Source organism: Rhizobium sp. TH2 (genome assembly GCF_024707525.1).
Classification (GTDB): domain Bacteria; phylum Pseudomonadota; class Alphaproteobacteria; order Rhizobiales; family Rhizobiaceae; genus Rhizobium_E.
In genome coordinates this window covers 2,202,650-2,221,663 of sequence record NZ_CP062231.1, presented here as the reverse complement: position 1 = coordinate 2,221,663, position 19,014 = coordinate 2,202,650, and the positions used below count along the sequence as shown (strand labels likewise).

Here is a 19,014-nt window from a genome sequence, read left to right as displayed (position 1 = left end):
CATAAATTTCGATCAGGCGATGTCGGCGGCGACCTTTACCGAGACGATCGAGTCGGGATCGGAGACGGGCTCGCCCTTCTTGATCTTGTCGATATTGTCCATGCCTTCGATGACCTGGCCCCAGACCGAATATTGCTTGTTCAGCCACGGCGCATCGGTGAAGCAGATGAAGAATTGCGAATTGGCCGAGTTCGGGCTCTGCGAACGCGCCATCGAGCAGGTGCCGCGGATATGGCTGATCGCCGAGAATTCGGCCTTGAGGTCAGGCTTTTCAGAGCCGCCCATGCCGGCACGGCCGGGGTTGAAATCCTTGCCGCCCTTCTTGCCGAACTTCACGTCGCCGGTCTGCGCCATGAAATCGGGAATGACGCGGTGGAAGACGACGCCGTCATAGGCGCCTTCGCGTGCCAGTTCCTTGATCCGCGTGACATGGTCCGGGGCGACATTCGGCATCATTTCGATGACGACCTTGCCCTTGGTGGTTTCCACGACGAGGGTGTTTTCCGGGTCCTTGATCTCGGCCATATTCTGTCTCCTTGTTTCGAATTCTTATTTGCTTACCGTGACTTTGAGCATGCGGTCAGGGTCGGTCACGGCGCCGGTTTCCGGGGCGCCCCGTTTGATCTTGTCGACGAATTCCATGCCCGAAACGACCTTGCCGACGACTGTGTACTGGCCGTTGAGGAAATCGCCGGGCGCGAACATGATGAAGAACTGCGAATTGGCCGAGTTCGGGTCCTGAGACCGCGCCATGCCGAGCACGCCGCGCTCGAAAGGCACATTAGAGAATTCGGCCGGCAGGTCCGGCAGATCGGAGCCGCCTGTGCCGGCGCGGTCAGGCTGGAATCCGTTTGCCATATTGCCGAACTTGACGTCGCCGGTCTGGGCCATGAAGCCTTCGATCACGCGGTGGAAGGCGACATTGTTGTAGGCGCCCTTCTCGGCGAGCTCCTTGATCCGCTTCACGTGCTGGGGTGCCACGTCAGGCATCAACTGTATAAGAACCGGACCATCCTTGAGCAGGATCGTCAGCCGGTCAGCGGCGGACGCTTGCCCGGTAAGTCCAAGAACCAGAAGAAGGCCTGCTGCGAATGTCTTGACGATGTTCATGATACTCCCTTCCTGAAGGCTCAGGATTTGCGTTTTTTCTTGAGGGCGGCAAGCACCGGACCGGGCACGAAGGCGCTGACATCACCGCCCATCGAGGCGATCTGGCGGACCAATGTGGCGGTAATGGGCCGCGAGGCCGGCGCCGCCGGCAGGAACACGGTCTGAACGTCGGGCGCCATCTGCCGGTTCATGCCTGCCATCTGCATTTCGTAATCGAGGTCGGTGCCGTCACGCAGGCCGCGGATCAGGATTTTCGCATCGAATTTTCGCGCGGCTTCCACCACCAGCCCCTGGAATGAGACGACCTCGATATCGCCCGCCCGCTCCGGCAATACTCCGGCGAGCGATTCCTTGATCAGACCAGCGCGTTCCTCGAAACTGAATTCCGGCTGCTTGCTGGGATTGATCCCTACGCCGACCACCACCTTGGGCGACATGGCCAGCGCCTGAATCAGCACATCGAGATGGCCGTTGGTCAGCGGGTCGAATGAACCGGGATAGAAGGCTTTGGTCATGGGGCCGCCGTTGGGCTCTCGGGGTTTTTCGCAGCGCCTTGTGTCATGGAAAATTGCCCCATGCAACTGATTTTCAGGCGTTTGCGGCCTCTGCTCTGGAACCTGAACGCCAGATGAACGTTCCATTCAGGACGATTTCAGCCGAGGCGTGGTTAATTGATCTCAAGTTAGCGGAACGGTTGGGTCAGAACGAAAGCGACGACACCAAAGCCTGTTCCCCCGGAAACAGCAATCCGGGTTCCAGTCATGAAATAACGCCCTCGTGGAACCCGGCGCCCAAACGGACTTGAGGAATATGACGATGATGTATGCGACGCTTACTTTGATGGCTGGCCTGATTGCAGTCATGTTTGTTGCCACAGCTGTTTCCTCCGTCGTCAATGCAGTCCGAGAATATGAAGCCGTGAAAGACACCATGCGCCGAGCGGCGCTCTGACCTCCCCGTAAAGCGCTGGGTCTTCCACTCCCACCCGCGCTTTCCCTCAGACCGGACGGTGCCCCCTCACCGTTCGGTTTTTCTTTATGCGGCGGCCGGAATGCAGCCCGAGGGTCTGACGGGATAGACGATCACCGCGCCCCAGGCATAGAGCCGTCGCGCCGCCGAAGCATCGACACCCTGCAGCACGGCAAAATGTCCATCCCAGCTTTCGATCGACAATCCTTCGGGAAGACCGGGGGGATTGGGAATCTTCGCAAACACGACGCGGGCAGACTGCGCCGGACCTCCGGCTGGCAGGATCACAGCCGGCAGCAGCACGGCTGCCAGGCCGATCGTCGCAATTCCCACCAGGGTCTTCATGAAGCGCGCCAAATGACTGCCTTCAATAATCGAACACGTGTTCCACGCTGGGGTCGGCCAGCGGCTGGGATGCGAGCAAACCAGCGAGATCCGTGACCTTCATATTCACCAGCACGCGCTCGGTGGCGAAACTCTCGCGGCCGATCCGGACGATCACCTCGCCAGGGCCGGCGTATTCCTTCTCCGGCTCCACCATCGCGCCGACCATGATGTCATCATTTCCGGCGATCTCGCGGATTTGCCCGCCTGCCTTCGCGATCGCAATGAGAATCTTGGTGAAACTGTCGTAGCGCGGCGTTTCGATCACCACGCCATCGGCCACGTCGCTGATGACCTTCACATCGGGTATCTGCCGCAGCTGATCAGCCGAGAGACCTGATACCACGGAACGAATCTCAAGCTTCGCCTCGCCCGTTGCCGCCACGCCCGCAGCGATCGCGCCGGCATAGAATGTCTTGGCCTTCCATTCGCCACCCAGCGCCAGTCGCCGTTCCCAGCCGCGTGCGGGTTCAATCATCGGCGCGGCCCAGAGCGTTGCCACCTGCTTTTCAAAATCATACTTGTACCAAGGCGTCTGGCGCAGGAACGCCGCATAAGCCACGGCCATGATCGCTGCTACCTCGTCCTGCGGCGTCTTCACCGGCCCGCGCACCGCCGCGAATATCCGGCCGATGGTTTCCTCATAAGCGCCCTTCAGTCCCATTTCGAGCGTGAAGCTCGCACCGATCGTATAGATCATCGTGCGCGTCTGGCTGTCAGCGCCGCCGTGGCGATCGGCAATGCCGGTCAGTGCGCAGGTGGATTTCCAGAAGTTCCAGACGCTCGGAATGTAGCTGAACTCATGCTCGTCACCTGATTTCAATGCTTCGGCAAGGCCGTCATAAGCATAGACGATATGCCATTCCGGATAGGTCAGATAGCTGTTGGCTTCCTTGCGCTGGAAGGCAGCGTCAGTGATCAGCCGCTTGTACGGGTCGTTAGTCACCGGCGCGTGACACGCCAGTTCGACATATGCGATCGGACTTGCAAGACCGATCACCAGAAGGATCACCAACACGACCAGCCACTTGAACAGCTTGAGAATGAACCGCATCAGGCGGCATCCCTGCGAAACAGGATCGCCGATATGACCGCGATGCCGCCGAGGCCGAGATGCGGCAGGTTCGCCATGATCTTGAAGCCGAAGGGCAGATCCTGGATGCCGTAATTGATGATGCCGAGATCAAGATAGCCCGATCCGGTGATCAGCCCGAGGAACCCGTCGCCAAAATAAAGCACGCCGAAATAGAGGAGGAAGGCACGCGACGCGCGCGCGCCCAGCCATGCCGAGATCCCGGCCCATAGCGCCGAGACCAGATGCAGGCCGTCGTCATAGATATCGAGCGCGAAGATGCCGAATGTCTTGCCGTCGATGACGGGAATGAACGGCAGGTAATTGAGCGAAGCCGCGAAGAGCAGCACGAGGAAGTAGACGAAGGCGATCAGCCTCAGGCGGTTCATTGGTCGTACTCCTCAGACCTTGGACAGGTAATTGTCCCAGAATCGATTGCGGAAGGTCACAGCCTTGTCGATCTCGCGCTTTTTAGCGGCGAATTCGGCGGCACGCGGATAAGCCCGCTTGAATTGATCCAGCGTTGCATGCGGCCTGTAGGGCAGATAGTAGCTGCCGCCGATCGACAGCACACGCTCGATCAGCTCATGCGTCATCCGTGCCATGTCGGTCTCCGCCCGCACGGATTTTTCCTGCGAGAACAGCAGAACGGAGGCGATGCGCGGCACAGGGGCGTAGGCAAGCACACTGTCCTGGTCGGCCTTCACGTAACGCACGGTGATGTTGAGGAGCTGCTGGTAAGAAGCCGGGATAACCGCCTGGCAATGCTGCACGAATTCGGCGAACCGCTCAGGCGCCACGAAATATTCGTGCAGAATATCCGTGCGATCCGGGTCACCGTCGTCAAGCGTCACCGCCGGTTCGTTCATCAGCGTGTTGCGGGTGGAATCCCGGACGATTTGCGGTCCCAGCGATGTCTCTGTCCACCAGCGCAGATGCTTTGCGGTATCGGATTGCAGTTGCGCCCGGAAGATCGGCGCCGACAGGTTGGATACCACGCCCGATCCGGTGGCGACCGGCAAAGCGCTTTGATCGGCGCTCGCCCGATAGGTTATCAGCATGCCGTCATTGAAGAAGCGGTCGAGCGAGACATCGAGCCGGCCGTAGGCCATCTGGATCGTCGGATCGGCGGCAAGCGCGCTGGCAAAATTCTGTCCCACCTCGGTGCCCCGCATCGGCTCATAGGTCGGCGTCAGCAGCGCGTTCGGAACCATGTCGAGTTCCAGGTCGGTAATGATGCCCATCAGGCCGTAGCCACCCATGGCATGGGCGAAGATCTCCGGATTGGCCTCTCGAGAGCATTTAATGACGTCGCCATCGGCCTGCATCAGCCGAAGCGAGCGGACCGTGCTGCCCATCGGACCGAAGGGCACCGGCCAGCCGTGCGCGTTGACCGAAAAGGTGCTGGCCACGCCGAAATCGTTGTTGGATTGCATGACCGCAGGCGAAAAGCCGATCTTGTCGAGTTCCGCGATCACCGTCGACCAGCGGGTGCCGGCTGCGACGCGATAGGTCTTCTTTGCCTTGTCGGCCTCGAGCCACGTCTGCGAGAGGGTCAGCGCCAGCCCATCCTCCGGCAGGCTGTGGCCGCCCATGGAATGCCGTGCGGTGCTGGCCATGAAGGGGCGGTCATTGTTGACCGCATCGGCAAGCAGCGCCCGGATCCGGTTGGTGTATTCGGTGTCGAGCCCGCTATTGATGGTGATGTGCTTGTAGATCTTGGTCGGGTTCATCTGGCTGGCGTCATTGAGAACCCGGCCATCCGCCTCGGCGAAACTGTCATAGGCCGGATATTTCGGCCCCTTGGCGCTCTGCGGCTGCAAAAACCAGCGGCCTGCCGCCAAACCGGCCGCCGCCGACACGCCGGTGAGCAGTGCGCGCCGCGAAAACTTCCCCATGCCTGTCCCCGTTCTCCCGATGCAATCTCAAGTCATCGTCGCCTGATTGATACGTATGGCAAGGCCCAAAAAATCGCAATCGCGCGAAATTCTCTGCATCTGAAAACTTTCGACCCGCCCGCAACTATTTCCGCCGATGAACGTTTGATGAACGCGATGTTCAGAGCGGTTTCAGAGCTAAGATGTTTAATAGGCATCAAGTTTGGAACGGCGGCTGAAGAACATATTCGCCGGCCTGTTACATTAGGAACAGAAGTGCCGCGCGATTGGTGAGATAACAACATCAAGCAAACGGCGAGACGCTGAAGAGGACGACGAAGATGATGTACATGACCCTTTCCCTGACGGCAGGCCTGATCGCGGTGATGTTCGTGACCACGGCGGTATCGTCCATCGTCGTTTCGATCCGCGAGACCGAAGGTCTCAAGGAAGCCTCGGCCCGCCGCATGGCATTTTAGAGTTTACGACCTCCCCCAAGCGCGGGCTTCCCCTCCCTACCCCTTGTTCCCGCGCTATTTAGAAAACCGGACGGCTTCCCCTGCCCGTCCGGTTTTTTCTTTTTTGAGACTTGTCCGCAAGCCCCGCGCCATTGCACCCCGATAATATTGAAGCAATTCGGCAAATGCGGATTCTTGATCTTGTCCACTTTCTCCGCGCAACGCGTGACCGCTTCCCTCGAGACGATCTACAACGACGCGCTGGCGTTCTACGAAGGCGGAAATCTGCCCGGCGCGCTGGAACTGCTCGCGGCAGTCGATGAGGCCGGCATCCGATCCGATCCCCGTATCGCGGCGCTGCTGGCCAATACACATCTCAAGCTCGGCAATCTGGCGGGAGCGGCCGAACGATTTGAGCTGCTTGCCGATCTATTGCCCCCGAAGCGTGGGTTTTTCCTGAAATTTGCGGCGACCCTTTATCAACGCTGTAGCGAAAATGGGCGCCTTGCGGTCATCGGCCCAGAGGTGATCCTAGCCGGCCAGGCCGAGCAACCACTGCTGCTGGCGATCCTCGAAGCGATGCTGCACCGGAACCATATCAAGGAAATCGAACCTCTTCTGGTCCAATTCGACCGGTCCGATCCCAAGCACTTCTATTTCCTCTTGGCTTACTACAGGCGCACGGGCGACAAGGAGCGTTGCTATCGTGCCGTGATAGATGGTGCCACCCGCTTCCCCGGGGAAATCGGCTTCAATGTCGAAATGTATTCCTTCGCCCGCGGCGCCTGTGATTTCCCGGTCATGCGCGCCTTCGATGCGCTGATGCAGGCGCCGCGCACGCCGTTTGCGGAGAAGATATTCATTTCCGAGCCCGTGCTCCGGCGTCTCTACTGGTGCGAGGACGAAAGCGAACTCGCCAAACCGTCACAGGACTCCCGCCTTCTCGCCCTGCAAAAAGCGCCGATTCTTTCATCGGGCGGCGCCCGTCGTCCGGTTTCGCCGCGCGGTGAAAAGCTGCGGATCGGCTACATCTCCGATGAGTTCGGGCACTACATCGTCATGCAGGTGATCGAACAGGTGCTGCGCCATCATGATCGCGAGCGCCTCGACTTCCGCTTCTTCTGCTACACGGGCCAGCAGGCACGGCGCTACCAGGATCAATGGCCGGACTGGATGCGCCAGGCTGTGGTGCCGATAAGGGAGTTGAACGATGAAGCGGCGGCCCAGGCGATCACGGATGAGAAAATCGACATTCTCGTCGATCTCAAGGGGCATACCCAGGGCGCTCGGCAGAACATCATGCGGCTCACCGATTCGCCGGTCACTGCGACCTATATCGGCTATCCCGGAACCGTGACCGGTGCAGGGATCGACTACATCATCTCCGACCGGATCGTCACGCCGGACAGTTCGAAGCCGCATTATGGGGAGAAGCTCTGCCGGCTGCCGGAAGTCCAGATGCCCAATCGCCCCTTCGACGCCCGGCAGATAACACCCCAGTCCCGCCGCGACTGGGGCCTCCCCGACGACCGCTTCGTCTTGGCCTCCTTCAATGGCATGAACAAGATGACGCCGCGGGTTATGGATCTCTGGTGCCGCATTCTGCGCGAAGCACCGGACGCGGTGTTCTGGGTGCTCTGCGGCGACGACGATTTCACCCGTCGCAACCTGCTTGCCGAGTTCCAGCGGCAAGGTATCGACGCGTCACGGATCATCCCCACCGGCAAGGTCGCGTCGATCGAGGACTATCTGGGCCGGGCCCGACTCGCCGACCTCGCGCTCGACATGCTGCCCTATAACGGCCATTCGACGACCGCCGATCTGTTGCGGGCTGGACTCCCGGTGCTCACCGTCAAGGGCAAGGCATATCAATCCCGGGTGAGCTGGAGCCTGCTCAGAGCCTGCGGCATCGAGGAGCTCGCGGCCGACGATGACGATGGATATTGCGCGATCGCCAGCCGCCTCGCGAAGGATCCAGCCTCGCTTTCTGCGATGCGCGCCAGGCTGGAAGCCTCCCGCGCCCAGTCGCCGATCTTCAATCCGGAGCGCATGGCTCGCCATATCGAGAGCGCATTCGAACTGATGGCGGAACGTGCGCGCCTCGGTATCCGGCCGGATCACATCGACGTGCCTGCTTTGCCCTGACGGACCATCAGCCATGCCCGGGACGCGATTGACCGCGAAATTCCCCGGCCGTATAGTCTCAACTGTCTCGCGGGGACGACCTCGCACTTTCCGGACATATTGGGGACGGCCCTACTGCCCAAGGAGGGTCATATGAACTGGATATTGCTTCTTATCGCCGGCGGGTTCGAAATTGGCTGGGTCTATGCGCTCAAGCAGTCCGACAATTTCGCCAACCTGAAATTCGCAATCCTCGCCGTCCTGCTTCTCGCGATCAGCATGGCCTGCCTGTCGCTGTCGCTCCGGACGATTCCCGTCGGCACGGCTTACGCGATCTGGACCGGCATCGGCGCGGTTGGCGCCGCCACGCTTGGCATCATGGCGTTCGGCGATCCCGCGACAGCCATGCGGCTCATCTGCATCGCGCTGATCGTGATCGGCGTCGTGGGGTTGAAGCTGGCGAGCGCATAAAATCCGTCAAGTCCAAATAAAACGCCCGCGAAGATTGCTTCGCGGGCGTTTCGTTATCTTAAGGCCGTTCGATTACGCCTCAGGCGTTTCGCCGCCATCTGCGTCCGGCGCAGACGTCTCGCCCTCAACGGCAGTCGGTTCACCTTCGACGGCGATCTCTTCCTCGTCATCCTCCGGCTCGCTGATTCGCTCGACCGAAACGACCTTTTCGTCGGCGGCCGTCGAGAAGATCGTGACGCCCTTGGTCGCGCGGCTGGCGATGCGGATGCCGTTGACCGGCACGCGGATCAGCTGGCCACCGTCCGAGACCAGCATGATCTGGTCGGCGTCCTCGACCGGGAAAGCGGCGACGAGTTGGCCGATCTCGCTGGTCTTGGATGTATCGGTGGCGCGGATACCCTTGCCACCACGGCCCGAGATACGGAAATCGTAGGACGACGAGCGCTTGCCGTAGCCCTTTTCCGATACCGTCAGCACGAACTGTTCGAGCGCCTTGAGGGCAACATAGCGATCGTCACTGATGTCACCTTCTTCAGTTACTTCCTCGCCGACAAGCTGGATGTCTTCTTCGTCGACACCCATGGCGCGGCGCTCCGCTGCAGACCGCTTCAGGTAGGCGGCCCGTTCCGACGCATCGGCATCGACATGGCCGAGGATCGTCATCGAGATCAGACGATCGTTCTCGGCGAGCGTGATACCCCTCACCCCGATCGAGTTACGGCCGGCAAAGACACGTACCTCATCGACCGAGAAGCGGATCGCCTGGCCGAGCGCGGTTGTCAGCAGCACGTCGTCGCCCGGATCGCCGATCAGCGGATCGGGACCGTTGCAGGTCTCGACCGAGAGGATCTCGTCGCCCTCCTCCTCGAGCTTCATCGCGATCTTGCCGTTGCGGTTAACCTGGATGAAATCGCTGAGTTTGTTGCGGCGCACGGTCCCACGCGTCGTCGAGAACATGACGTCGAGATTGGCCCAGCTCTCCTCGTCCTCCGGCAGCGGCATGATGGTGGTAATCCGTTCGCCCTTTTCCAACGGCAGCATGTTGATCAGTGCCTTGCCACGCGAGGTCGGCGTGCCGATCGGCAGGCGCCAGACCTTTTCCTTGTAGACGATGCCACGTGAGGAGAAGAACAGCACCGGTGTGTGGGTATTGGCCACGAACACGCGGTTGACGAAATCCTCGTCGCGCGTGGTGACGCCCGTGCGGCCCTTGCCGCCTCGGCGCTGGGCGCGATAGGTGGTTAGCGGCACGCGCTTGACGTAACCGGCATGCGACACGGTGACGACCATGTCTTCGCGCGCGATCAGGTCTTCGTCGTCCATTTCCAGGCCGCCATCGATGATCTGCGTACGGCGCGGCGTTCCGAACTCGTCGCGCACCGCTGCGAGTTCGTCCTTGACGATGGTCATGATGCGCAGGCGCGACGACAGGATATCAAGATAATCCTTGATCTCGGCGCCGATCTTGTTGAGTTCGTCGCTGATTTCATCGCGTCCGAGTGCGGTCAGTCGCTGCAGGCGCAGTTCGAGGATGGCGCGGGCCTGTTCCTCGGAGAGATTGTAGGTGCCGTCCTCGTTGACCTTGTGGCGCGGGTCGTCGATCAGCAGGATCAAGGCTTCGACATCCTGCACCGGCCAGCGGCGCTCCATCAACTGCTCGCGCGCCGTCTGCGGATCGGGCGCGCGACGGATAAGCGCGATGACTTCATCGATATTGGCAACCGCGATCGCGAGGCCGACCAACACATGGGCCCTCTCGCGCACCTTCCGGAGCAGGAATTTGGTGCGGCGGCTCACCACTTCCTCGCGGAAGGCGATGAAGGCTTTCAGCATGTCGAGCAGCGTCAACTGTTCCGGCCTGCCGCCATTGAGCGCCACCATGTTGCAGCCGAAGGAGGTCTGCAGCGGCGTGTAGCGGTAGAGCTGGTTCAGGATGACGTCGGCATTGGCGTCCTTCTTGAGCTCGATGACGACGCGATAGCCTTCGCGGTCGCTTTCGTCGCGCAGGTCCGAGATGCCCTCGATGCGTTTTTCGCGCACCAGATCGGCCATCTTCTCGATCATCGTCGACTTGTTCACCTGGTAGGGGATTTCCGAGATGATAATCTGTTCGCGATCGTTTCGCATTGGCTCGATGCGGGCCACGCCACGCATGATGACCGAGCCGCGGCCGGTTTCATAAGCCTGGCGGATGCCCGCGCGGCCGAGGATCATCGCGCCGGTCGGGAAATCCGGCCCGGGAATGATCTCCATGATCTGCGGCAGTTCCATCGCGGGATTGTCGATCAGCGCGATGCAGCCATCGATGACTTCGCTGAGATTGTGCGGCGGAATGTTGGTAGCCATGCCGACCGCGATGCCGCCGGCGCCGTTGACCAGCAGGTTCGGAAACTTGGCGGGCACCACGACGGGCTCGCTCAGCGTGCCGTCGTAGTTGTCGCGGAAATCGACCGTTTCCTTGTCGAGGTCGTCGAGCAGCGAATGGGCGGCCTTTTGCAGCCGGCACTCGGTGTAGCGTTCGGCCGCCGGCGGATCGCCATCGACCGAGCCGAAATTGCCCTGGCCGTCGATCAGCGGTAGCCTCAGTGACCAGTCCTGCGCCATGCGGGCCAGCGCGTCATAGATCGCGGAATTGCCGTGCGGATGATATTTACCCATCACGTCGCCAGTGACGCGGGCGCATTTGACGTATCTCTTGTTCCAATCGATGCCGAGTTCGTTCATGCCGTAGAGGATGCGCCGATGCACCGGCTTCAATCCGTCGCGAACGTCAGGCAGCGCGCGGCTGACGATCACGCTCATGGCATAATCGAGATAGGAACGCTGCATTTCCTCGATGATGGAGACTGGTTCGATGCCGCTCGGGCCCTTGCCGCCTGGGGGGGTAATCTCTGACAAAGTTCTCACATTTCCTTATGAAGGAATCACTGCCAAGGTTATAGCCGATAGGCTGTGATAAGGCCAATTTCGACGCTGCCTTATGAACAGGTTTTGCCTCTTTTTCCAGCCCTTTGCGCGCTATTTGCTTGCCTTGGCACAGCACGTCCGGCACGTTGTCGGAAAAAGAGAAAACAGGGGACAGATATGGCGACGACGGCGGAGCTGATCAATGCCTTCACCACGCTTCTGGTGACCACCGACCCGCCCGGCCTGGCGCCTATTTTCCTCGGCCTGACGGCGGGCATGAACGCCGCCCAGCGAAAACAGACGGCGCTCCGAGGCACGATCATTGCCTTCGTCATCCTGTCGGTCTTCGCGGTCACCGGTGCAGGCGTGCTTGGCGTGCTCGGCATATCGCTGCCGGCCTTCCGCATCGCCGGTGGTTTTCTGCTATTTTTCATCGCCTTCGAAATGGTGTTCGAGAAGCGCCAGGAGCGCAAGGAGAAGACTAGCGAGACCGCGATTACCAAGGATCATATCCAGAATCTCGCCGTCTTCCCGCTGGCCATTCCGCTGATCTCGGGCCCGGGATCAATCTCGGCGACGATCCTGCTGGCGGGCAACTTCCCCACCCCGTTCCAGCGCGTTCAGTTGATCGCGGTCATCGCCGTGGTATTCGTCATAATTCTGGCAGCCCTGATGATAGCCGACCGTATCGACCGTTATCTCGGACAGACCGGCCGGGCGATCCTGACCCGGTTGCTCGGTGTCCTGCTCGCGGCCCTGGCAGTCCAGTTCGTCATAGACGGCGTGCGGGCTTCGATGACGGTCTACACGGGACCATAGCTTCAGGATCGGCGTCCGAGTTCCGCCAGTCCGTCCGCTTTCTCGTTGCCCGGAATGCCGGAATGACCCTTGCACCAGGCAACGGTTAGAAGGCTATTCTTCGACAGCGCTGCATCCACGGCCTGCCAGAGTTCGGGATTGGCGATCGTTCGGCTCCGGGCATTCGAACCGGGATCCCTCTTCCGCCAGCCGCTGTTTTTCCAAATGTGTCGCCACCGATTGCAACCGCTCACAGCATATACGGAATCGGACCAGAGGATGGCCGCCTCGCCTGCGGCGTTGTCATTGACCCATGTTGCGGCCGCCAGCAGTGCGCTCAACTCCATGCCATTGTTCGAGGATCGCTCGACCCTGCCGAAGCCGGAGGTAACTTCGAAACCGTCGCGATAGACGACGAACGCCCAGCCGCCCGTTTGGCTTTCCGGTTCGTAACAACCATCCGCGTAAATGTGAAGACCGCAGCCCGAACCCGACATATCCTCGAAATCAGCAGAGGCCATTGGTTCAGGTGCTGTTGTTGCTCACGGTCTCGTAACGTTGCCAATCCGGATCAGAACGGAATGTCGTCATCCATGTCGCGCGAGAACGACGGCGCAGGCGCGGACGAGCGGTTCTGGTTGGACGAACGTGCCGGCGTGCTGCTGCGCCCGCCGCTGTCGCCGCCGCTCTGGTCGTAATCGTCATAACCGCCGCCTTGCGGGCTGCGTCCGCCGCCCTCGCCACGACCATCCAGCATGGTCAGCGTCGAGCCGAAACCTTGCAGCACGACTTCCGTCGAGTAACGCTCGTTGCCCGTCTGGTCCTGCCACTTGCGGGTCTGCAGCGCGCCTTCGATATAAAGCTTGGCGCCCTTCTTCACATATTGCTCGACGACCTTGCAGAGACCTTCATTGAAGACGACGACCGTGTGCCATTCCGTCTTTTCCTTGCGCTCGCCGGAATTCTTGTCGCGCCACGTTTCCGAGGTTGCAATGCGAAGGTTGGCGATCGGACGGCCGTCCTGGGTGCGGCGGATTTCAGGGTCCGCGCCCACATTACCGATGAGAATGACCTTGTTAACGCTGCCCGCCATCACTATTTTCCTTGCCACGCGCGGGTTCCGCCCGCGCCACTAAATCCAGACCATCCATAGACGCTTTGAACCGGAGATGCGCGCCCAACAGGCCTTCATCCACAGTTAATGCCGTTACCAGCAAATGGTTGCTCGCAGTTTGTTCTTTATTTGTTCTAGTATTTGCGCTAGGACTTGTCAAATGGATTCGGACAGCAGGATGCTGACATTTTTTGGCGGCGAACGTTTGCCAAGCGAGCAGCGTTTGGGATAGTTAGAAGCAGCAATTCCGGGCTCCGCGCAAGTCGCCGACCGGTGACAAATCTTATCGAAAGCCTTCATTGATGAGCGAACTGAAGAACATCTCCATTCGTGGCGCGCGTGAGCACAATCTCAAGAACATCGATCTCGACCTGCCGCGCAACAGCCTGATCGTGATGACCGGCCTTTCGGGCTCGGGCAAGTCGTCGCTCGCCTTCGACACGATCTATGCCGAGGGTCAGCGCCGCTATGTCGAGAGCCTTTCGGCTTACGCGCGCCAGTTCCTGGAGATGATGCAGAAGCCGGATGTCGACCAGATCGATGGCCTGTCGCCGGCCATCTCGATCGAGCAGAAGACGACCTCGCGCAATCCGCGCTCGACGGTCGGCACAGTCACCGAAATCTACGACTATATGCGCCTGCTGTTTGCCCGTGTCGGCGTGCCCTATTCACCAGCCACCGGCCTGCCGATCGAGAGCCAGACAGTGAGCCAGATGGTCGATCGGGTGCTCGACTACGAGGAAGGCACGCGGCTTTATATCCTCGCGCCGATCGTGCGCGGCCGCAAGGGCGAGTACAGAAAAGAACTCGCCGACCTGATGAAGAAGGGCTTCCAGCGGGTCAAGATCGACGGCCAGTTCTACGAGATCGCCGAAGCGCCAGTGCTCGACAAGAAATACAAGCACGACATCGACGTCGTCGTCGACCGCATTGTCGTCCGTCAGGATATGGCATCACGGCTCGCCGATTCCTTCGAGACCTCGCTCAGGCTTGCCGATGGCCTGGCGATCGCCGAATTCGCCGACAAGCCGCTGCCGCCGGAGGAAACCTCCGAGGGCGGTTCGGCCAACAAGTCGCTCAACGATACGCATGAGCGCGTGATGTTCTCGGAGAAGTTCGCCTGCCCCGTCTCCGGCTTCACCATTCCGGAGATCGAGCCGCGCCTGTTCTCCTTCAACAACCCGTTCGGCGCCTGCCCGTCCTGCGACGGCCTCGGCTCGCAGCAGAAGATCGATGCGGACCTTATTGTCCCCGAGGCCAACCGGACACTGCGCGATGGTGCCGTCGCGCCATGGGCGAAATCCTCGTCGCCTTACTACAACCAGACGCTCGAAGCACTCGGCAAGGCCTATGGCTTCAAGCTTTCCAACCGCTGGAGCGAGCTTTCCGAAGAGGCTCAAGATGCGGTGCTGAATGGCACCGGCAAGCGCGAGATCACCTTCCAATATGCCGATGGCGCGCGCTCCTACCAGACGACCAAGACATTCGAAGGCATCATCCCCAATCTCGAGCGCCGCTGGAAGGAAACCGATTCCGCATGGTCGCGCGAGGAGATCGAGCGCTACATGAGCGCCGCCCCCTGCCCGGCCTGCAATGGCTATCGCCTAAAGCCGGAAACGCAGGCGGTGAAGATCGACAAGCTGCATATCGGCCAGGTCTCGGAAATGTCGATCAACGTGGCCAATGCCTGGTTCATCGCGCTGCCGGAGCATCTCAACGCCAAGCAGAACGAGATTGCCGTCCGCATTCTCAAGGAAATCCGCGACCGCCTGAAATTCCTCAACGATGTCGGTCTCGAATATCTCTCGCTGTCGCGCAATTCCGGCACTCTGTCGGGCGGCGAAAGCCAGCGCATCCGGCTGGCGTCGCAGATCGGCTCGGGTCTTACGGGTGTACTATACGTTCTCGACGAGCCCTCGATCGGCCTGCACCAGCGCGACAATGCCCGGCTGCTCGATACGCTCAAGCATCTCCGCGATATCGGCAATACGGTGATCGTCGTCGAGCATGACGAAGACGCGATCATGAGCGCCGACTATGTCGTCGATATCGGCCCGGCGGCCGGCATCCATGGTGGCGAAGTGGTGGCCGAAGGCACGCCCGCCGACATCATGAACCATCCCAAATCGCTCACCGGCAAATATCTCTCCGGTGAGCTCTCGGTCTCGCTTCCCGGTGAGCGCCGCAAGCCGAAGAAGGGCCGCGAAATCAAGGTTCATGGCGCCCGTGCCAACAATCTCAAGAATGTCACGGCTGCTATTCCGCTCGGCGTCTTCACGGCGGTCACCGGCGTGTCGGGCGGTGGAAAGTCCACCTTCCTGATCGAGACGCTCTACAAGGCCGCCGCCCGCCGCATCATGGGTGCGCGCGAAAACCCGGCCGAACACGACCGGATCGATGGTTTCGAGCATATCGACAAGGTCATCGACATCGACCAGTCGCCGATCGGCCGTACGCCGCGCTCGAACCCCGCGACCTATACCGGTGCCTTTACCCCGATCCGCGATTGGTTCGCCGGCCTGCCCGAGGCCAAGGCACGCGGTTACGCGCCCGGCCGTTTCTCGTTCAACGTCAAGGGCGGCCGCTGCGAAGCCTGCCAGGGCGATGGCGTGATCAAGATCGAGATGCACTTCCTGCCCGATGTCTATGTCACCTGCGATGTCTGCCACGGCAAGCGCTACAACCGCGACACGCTGTCGGTACATTTCAAGGGCAAGTCGATCTCAGATGTGCTCGACATGACGGTCGAGGAAGGCTGCGATTTCTTCTCGGCCGTGCCCGCCGTGCGCGACAAGCTGACTGCGCTGCGCGAGGTCGGCCTCGGCTATATCAAGGTCGGCCAGCAGGCCAATACGCTTTCCGGCGGCGAGGCCCAACGCGTCAAGCTCGCCAAGGAACTGTCGAAGAAATCCACCGGCCGCACGCTCTATATCCTCGACGAGCCGACCACCGGCCTGCATTTTCACGATGTCGTCAAACTACTGGAAATGCTGCACGAACTGGTCAACCAGGGCAATTCCGTCGTGGTCATCGAGCACAATCTCGAAGTCATCAAGACCGCCGACTGGATCATCGATTTCGGTCCTGAAGGCGGCGACGGGGGCGGCGAGATCATCGCCGAAGGCACGCCGGAACAGGTGGTGAAGGAGAAGCGCTCCTATACCGGCCAGTTCCTCAAGGACCTGCTGGAGCGCCGGCCGATCCGCAAGGATGCGGCGGAGTAAGGTCGGAGGGCGATCCAGTGATCAAGCGATTTCTCTCGAAGTTGCCGTTTCTGAATTCTGCGTTGGGAGATGTTGTTTTCGAGACCGCGCCGTTGAAGGGCCAGGCCTCCGGCTCCTTTTTTCAGTGGCGAATCAAGCAGACAGGTGACGGCAAGGGAATGTTGATCGGGATGAAGCTCCGTCCGGATCGCTATGCTGGCCCCGAAGGGGCCGTCACAAACTACATCGAGCTGTCCATCGAGGCAGCGGAGCAGGCGCGGGCGGATCTCGATCGCTGTATCGCCGAATATCACCGGCGGGCGTCATCGGTATCCATCAACGTCTGACCCGCTCAACCAGCGTCTCAGCCGTCAAGCCTGCCCCCGCCCGGTTCGCCGCATCGCCGTGATGCCAGACGGCGGCGCAGGCGGCCTCGTAGGCCGGATAGCCCTGCGCCAATAGCGCGCCGCAGATGCCGGCCAGCACGTCACCTGAGCCAGCCGTGGCGAGCGAGGGTGGCGCATTGGTGTTGATCGCGGCGCGACCGTCGGCGCTGGCGATGACCGTATCGGATCCCTTGTAGATGACGGCCGCGTTTGCACGCCTCGCGGCGGCGATGGCCTTGTCAACTTTGGAGAGCCTGGCGTCGCCGGCGATATCGGCAAACAGCCGGCTGAACTCGCCTTCATGCGGCGTCAGGATCAAATGAGGTTCGCCGGTCGCAAAGGCATTGAACAGGATGCTTGGGTCGTCCCTGAAACTGGTTATGCCATCAGCGTCGAGCACCAGTTTGCGGTCCTTCAGCGCGAGCACAAAGTCGCGCGCCTTTGCTCCGACGCCAAATCCCGGCCCGAGCACGAAGGTGGACAGCCGCTTGTCCTCGAGCCAGCCATTCAGGTCGTCAATATGGTCGATCTGCCGCAGCATCACGGCCGTAAGATGCGTGGCATTGACCTCCATCGCCTCGGCCGGACTGGCGATCGTCACCAACCCTGCTCCGGCCTTCAAGCCAGCGTTCGCCGTCAACCTTGCCGCTCCGGTATGGGAAGCACCGCCGGAGAACACTGCGAGCGCACCCCGTGAATATTTGTGCGCACTGGCATCACGCGGATGCGGATATGCATGCCAAATTTCAGGGCCGTTGACATGCACCGTCGATCGATGCGCTTCGATCAGCCGCTTTGGCACGCCGATTTCGGCAATCTCGACCTGCCCGCAATGCTCGCGGCCCGGAAGCAGCAGCATGCCGGGCTTCAATGCCATGAAGGTGACGGTGACATCGGCTTTGAACGCCGCACCGAGCACTTGCCCCGTTCGACCATCGATCCCGCTGGGAAGGTCGACTGCGAGAACTGGTATCCGCAGTAGCTTGATCTTCGCGATTAGTGTCGCCAGTTCAGACGGAACGTCGCGTGAAAGACCGGCGCCAAAGACGCCGTCGATGACGATGTCTCCTTCCGTCGATTCGAATGCGTTCATGGATTGCGCGACGACACCGCATTCTGCCAGTGCTCGTGCCGCGTCGTCCGTCGATGGCCGACGAGACGGCAACTGAAAGACCTCGATCTCCGCGCCAGCGTTTCTCAGCGCGCCCGCCGCGATATAGGCGTCGCCACCATTGTTGCCCGGCCCGGCCAGCACCGCGAAGCGCCTCGCGCCGGGAAAATGCCGCAAGGCAGAAGCAGCCACCGCAAGCCCCGCCGCCGTCATCAGCCGGAAACCCGGTATTCCAGATTGAATGCAGGCAGCGTCGATCTCTCGGACGCTTTCAGGCTCGATCAGCATTATGCGGTCCCGTTTGCATATATTTTCAGCAGACGATGGGGAATCTCACGCTTGATCTCCCCGGTATCGGGAGTCTGCCCCGACCTTTCAAAAAATGCAAATGGTTGAAAAATAAGCAAATGCACAAAGTTTGCACTGATCGACGGTTGGCGAATCCTGCTACATTTCATAACCGAGACGAATTTCTCGATTTGCGGCGAAATTTCTCCTGTTTGGCGTGATTTTCGTCTGGTTTTTTGCTCAGAAACGCGCAAGATCACGCCCATTCGGTAGTTTTCTGGCGAAAAATCGAAATTGCTGCTCATGCTGGCATGTAATATGCATGATGTGGCGCGGCGGGCCAGACCTGCGGAAACGGGAGAAGCGGAGAGAAATTTCCTCATGAAAAAGATCGAAGCGATCATCAAGCCCTTCAAGCTCGACGAAGTGAAGGAAGCCCTTCAGGAAGTCGGTTTGCAAGGCATCACAGTCACCGAGGCCAAGGGTTTCGGACGTCAGAAAGGCCACACGGAACTCTATCGTGGTGCTGAATATGTCGTCGATTTCCTGCCCAAGGTGAAGGTGGAGGTCGTGCTTGCGGATGAGAACGTGGAACGTGTCATTGATGCGATCCGCAACGCAGCACAGACAGGACGTATCGGGGACGGCAAGATCTTCGTCTCCAATGTGGAGGAAGTTGTCCGCATCCGTACCGGCGAGACCGGTGTCGACGCCATCTGATCGCCCACACGCATAATCCGCG

Annotated in this window: 20 protein-coding genes; 8 read left to right on the top strand and 12 right to left on the bottom strand. The window is 60.4% G+C overall.

Annotated features, from left to right (window positions below):
• Positions 1-12: 12 nt before the first annotated feature.
• The 3 genes from IHQ71_RS11155 to coaD are packed head-to-tail and all read right to left on the bottom strand — an operon-like array spanning position 13 to position 1,625.
• Positions 13-525, bottom strand: a complete 513-nt coding sequence (locus tag IHQ71_RS11155; protein ID WP_258162030.1) for a peptidylprolyl isomerase — start codon at positions 523-525, stop codon at positions 13-15.
• 24 nt (positions 526-549) lie between these two features.
• Positions 550-1,110 (bottom strand): peptidylprolyl isomerase, encoded by a 561-nt coding sequence (locus IHQ71_RS11150; RefSeq protein WP_258162029.1) that lies wholly within the window; start codon positions 1,108-1,110, stop codon positions 550-552.
• Between the two features lie 20 nt (positions 1,111-1,130).
• Positions 1,131-1,625 (bottom strand): pantetheine-phosphate adenylyltransferase, encoded by a 495-nt coding sequence (gene coaD / locus IHQ71_RS11145; RefSeq protein ID WP_258162028.1) that lies wholly within the window; start codon positions 1,623-1,625, stop codon positions 1,131-1,133.
• Between the two features lie 301 nt (positions 1,626-1,926).
• On the opposite strand from coaD, the gene IHQ71_RS11140 reads away from it, so the two are divergent.
• The gene (locus IHQ71_RS11140; RefSeq protein WP_258162027.1) at positions 1,927-2,061 is read left to right on the top strand and encodes a hypothetical protein; all 135 of its coding nucleotides are present in this window, start codon (positions 1,927-1,929) and stop codon (positions 2,059-2,061) included.
• A gap of 84 nt (positions 2,062-2,145) precedes the next feature.
• Here the strand turns inward: IHQ71_RS11140 and IHQ71_RS11135 are convergent, their stop codons facing one another.
• From IHQ71_RS11135 to IHQ71_RS11120, 4 genes are read right to left on the bottom strand one after another with little or no spacing between them, the layout of a single operon-like run.
• Positions 2,146-2,424, bottom strand: coding sequence for a hypothetical protein (locus IHQ71_RS11135; RefSeq protein WP_258162026.1), 279 nt, complete (start codon positions 2,422-2,424; stop codon positions 2,146-2,148).
• A 22-nt stretch (positions 2,425-2,446) separates the two neighbouring features.
• Positions 2,447-3,517: a hypothetical protein gene (locus IHQ71_RS11130; protein WP_258162025.1), complete on the bottom strand. Its 1,071-nt coding sequence runs from the start codon at positions 3,515-3,517 to the stop codon at positions 2,447-2,449.
• Positions 3,517-3,924 (bottom strand): hypothetical protein, encoded by a 408-nt coding sequence (locus tag IHQ71_RS11125; RefSeq protein WP_258162024.1) that lies wholly within the window; start codon positions 3,922-3,924, stop codon positions 3,517-3,519. The genes IHQ71_RS11130 and IHQ71_RS11125 overlap by 1 nt, the downstream gene beginning before the upstream one ends.
• Before the next feature lie 12 nt (positions 3,925-3,936).
• Positions 3,937-5,433 (bottom strand): FAD-binding oxidoreductase, encoded by a 1,497-nt coding sequence (locus tag IHQ71_RS11120; RefSeq protein WP_258162023.1) that lies wholly within the window; start codon positions 5,431-5,433, stop codon positions 3,937-3,939.
• 320 nt (positions 5,434-5,753) lie between these two features.
• On the opposite strand from IHQ71_RS11120, the gene IHQ71_RS11115 reads away from it, so the two are divergent.
• The 3 genes from IHQ71_RS11115 (at position 5,754) to IHQ71_RS11105 (ending at position 8,465) form a co-directional block, all read left to right on the top strand.
• Complete coding sequence (locus tag IHQ71_RS11115) at positions 5,754-5,891, top strand: hypothetical protein (RefSeq protein WP_258162022.1); 138 nt, start codon at positions 5,754-5,756, stop codon at positions 5,889-5,891.
• Between the two features lie 180 nt (positions 5,892-6,071).
• Complete coding sequence (locus IHQ71_RS11110) at positions 6,072-8,015, top strand: hypothetical protein (protein WP_258162021.1); 1,944 nt, start codon at positions 6,072-6,074, stop codon at positions 8,013-8,015.
• Between the two features lie 132 nt (positions 8,016-8,147).
• The gene (locus tag IHQ71_RS11105) at positions 8,148-8,465 is read left to right on the top strand and encodes a multidrug efflux SMR transporter (protein ID WP_258162020.1); all 318 of its coding nucleotides are present in this window, start codon (positions 8,148-8,150) and stop codon (positions 8,463-8,465) included.
• Positions 8,466-8,537: 72 nt separating this feature from the next.
• On the opposite strand, the gene gyrA is transcribed toward IHQ71_RS11105, so the two are convergent.
• Positions 8,538-11,363, bottom strand: a complete 2,826-nt coding sequence (gene gyrA / locus IHQ71_RS11100) for a DNA gyrase subunit A (protein WP_258162019.1) — start codon at positions 11,361-11,363, stop codon at positions 8,538-8,540.
• A gap of 186 nt (positions 11,364-11,549) precedes the next feature.
• Here gyrA and IHQ71_RS11095 point away from each other — a divergent pair, with 186 nt between their 5' ends.
• Positions 11,550-12,191, top strand: coding sequence for a MarC family protein (locus tag IHQ71_RS11095; protein WP_258162018.1), 642 nt, complete (start codon positions 11,550-11,552; stop codon positions 12,189-12,191).
• A 2-nt stretch (positions 12,192-12,193) separates the two neighbouring features.
• On the opposite strand, the gene IHQ71_RS11090 is transcribed toward IHQ71_RS11095, so the two are convergent.
• Together IHQ71_RS11090 and IHQ71_RS11085 are read right to left on the bottom strand one after the other, a co-directional pair.
• Positions 12,194-12,691 (bottom strand): ribonuclease H, encoded by a 498-nt coding sequence (locus IHQ71_RS11090; RefSeq protein WP_258162017.1) that lies wholly within the window; start codon positions 12,689-12,691, stop codon positions 12,194-12,196.
• A gap of 50 nt (positions 12,692-12,741) precedes the next feature.
• Positions 12,742-13,263: a single-stranded DNA-binding protein gene (locus tag IHQ71_RS11085; protein ID WP_258162016.1), complete on the bottom strand. Its 522-nt coding sequence runs from the start codon at positions 13,261-13,263 to the stop codon at positions 12,742-12,744.
• A gap of 323 nt (positions 13,264-13,586) precedes the next feature.
• Here IHQ71_RS11085 and uvrA point away from each other — a divergent pair, with 323 nt between their 5' ends.
• Both uvrA and IHQ71_RS11075 read left to right on the top strand, forming a co-directional pair.
• Entirely contained in the window at positions 13,587-16,508 is a 2,922-nt protein-coding gene (gene uvrA, locus IHQ71_RS11080) for an excinuclease ABC subunit UvrA (RefSeq protein ID WP_258162015.1), read from the top strand.
• A 17-nt stretch (positions 16,509-16,525) separates the two neighbouring features.
• Positions 16,526-16,834: a hypothetical protein gene (locus IHQ71_RS11075; protein WP_258162014.1), complete on the top strand. Its 309-nt coding sequence runs from the start codon at positions 16,526-16,528 to the stop codon at positions 16,832-16,834.
• Here the strand turns inward: IHQ71_RS11075 and IHQ71_RS11070 are convergent.
• Together IHQ71_RS11070 and IHQ71_RS11065 are read right to left on the bottom strand one after the other, a co-directional pair.
• On the bottom strand, positions 16,824-18,293 hold the full coding sequence (locus IHQ71_RS11070) for an NAD(P)H-hydrate dehydratase (protein WP_374990018.1): 1,470 nt from the start codon (positions 18,291-18,293) through the stop codon (positions 16,824-16,826). The genes IHQ71_RS11075 and IHQ71_RS11070 overlap by 11 nt on opposite strands.
• A complete protein-coding gene (locus tag IHQ71_RS11065; RefSeq protein ID WP_258162012.1) occupies positions 18,272-18,676 on the bottom strand; it encodes a hypothetical protein in 405 nt (134 codons plus the stop codon). Before IHQ71_RS11065 ends, IHQ71_RS11070 begins: the two co-directional genes overlap by 22 nt.
• Between IHQ71_RS11065 and IHQ71_RS11060 the strand changes: the two genes are divergently transcribed.
• Positions 18,654-18,992: a P-II family nitrogen regulator gene (locus tag IHQ71_RS11060; RefSeq protein ID WP_137153622.1), complete on the top strand. Its 339-nt coding sequence runs from the start codon at positions 18,654-18,656 to the stop codon at positions 18,990-18,992. The two genes, IHQ71_RS11065 and IHQ71_RS11060, sit on opposite strands and share 23 nt — an antisense overlap.
• The last annotated feature ends 22 nt before the right edge of the window (positions 18,993-19,014 follow it).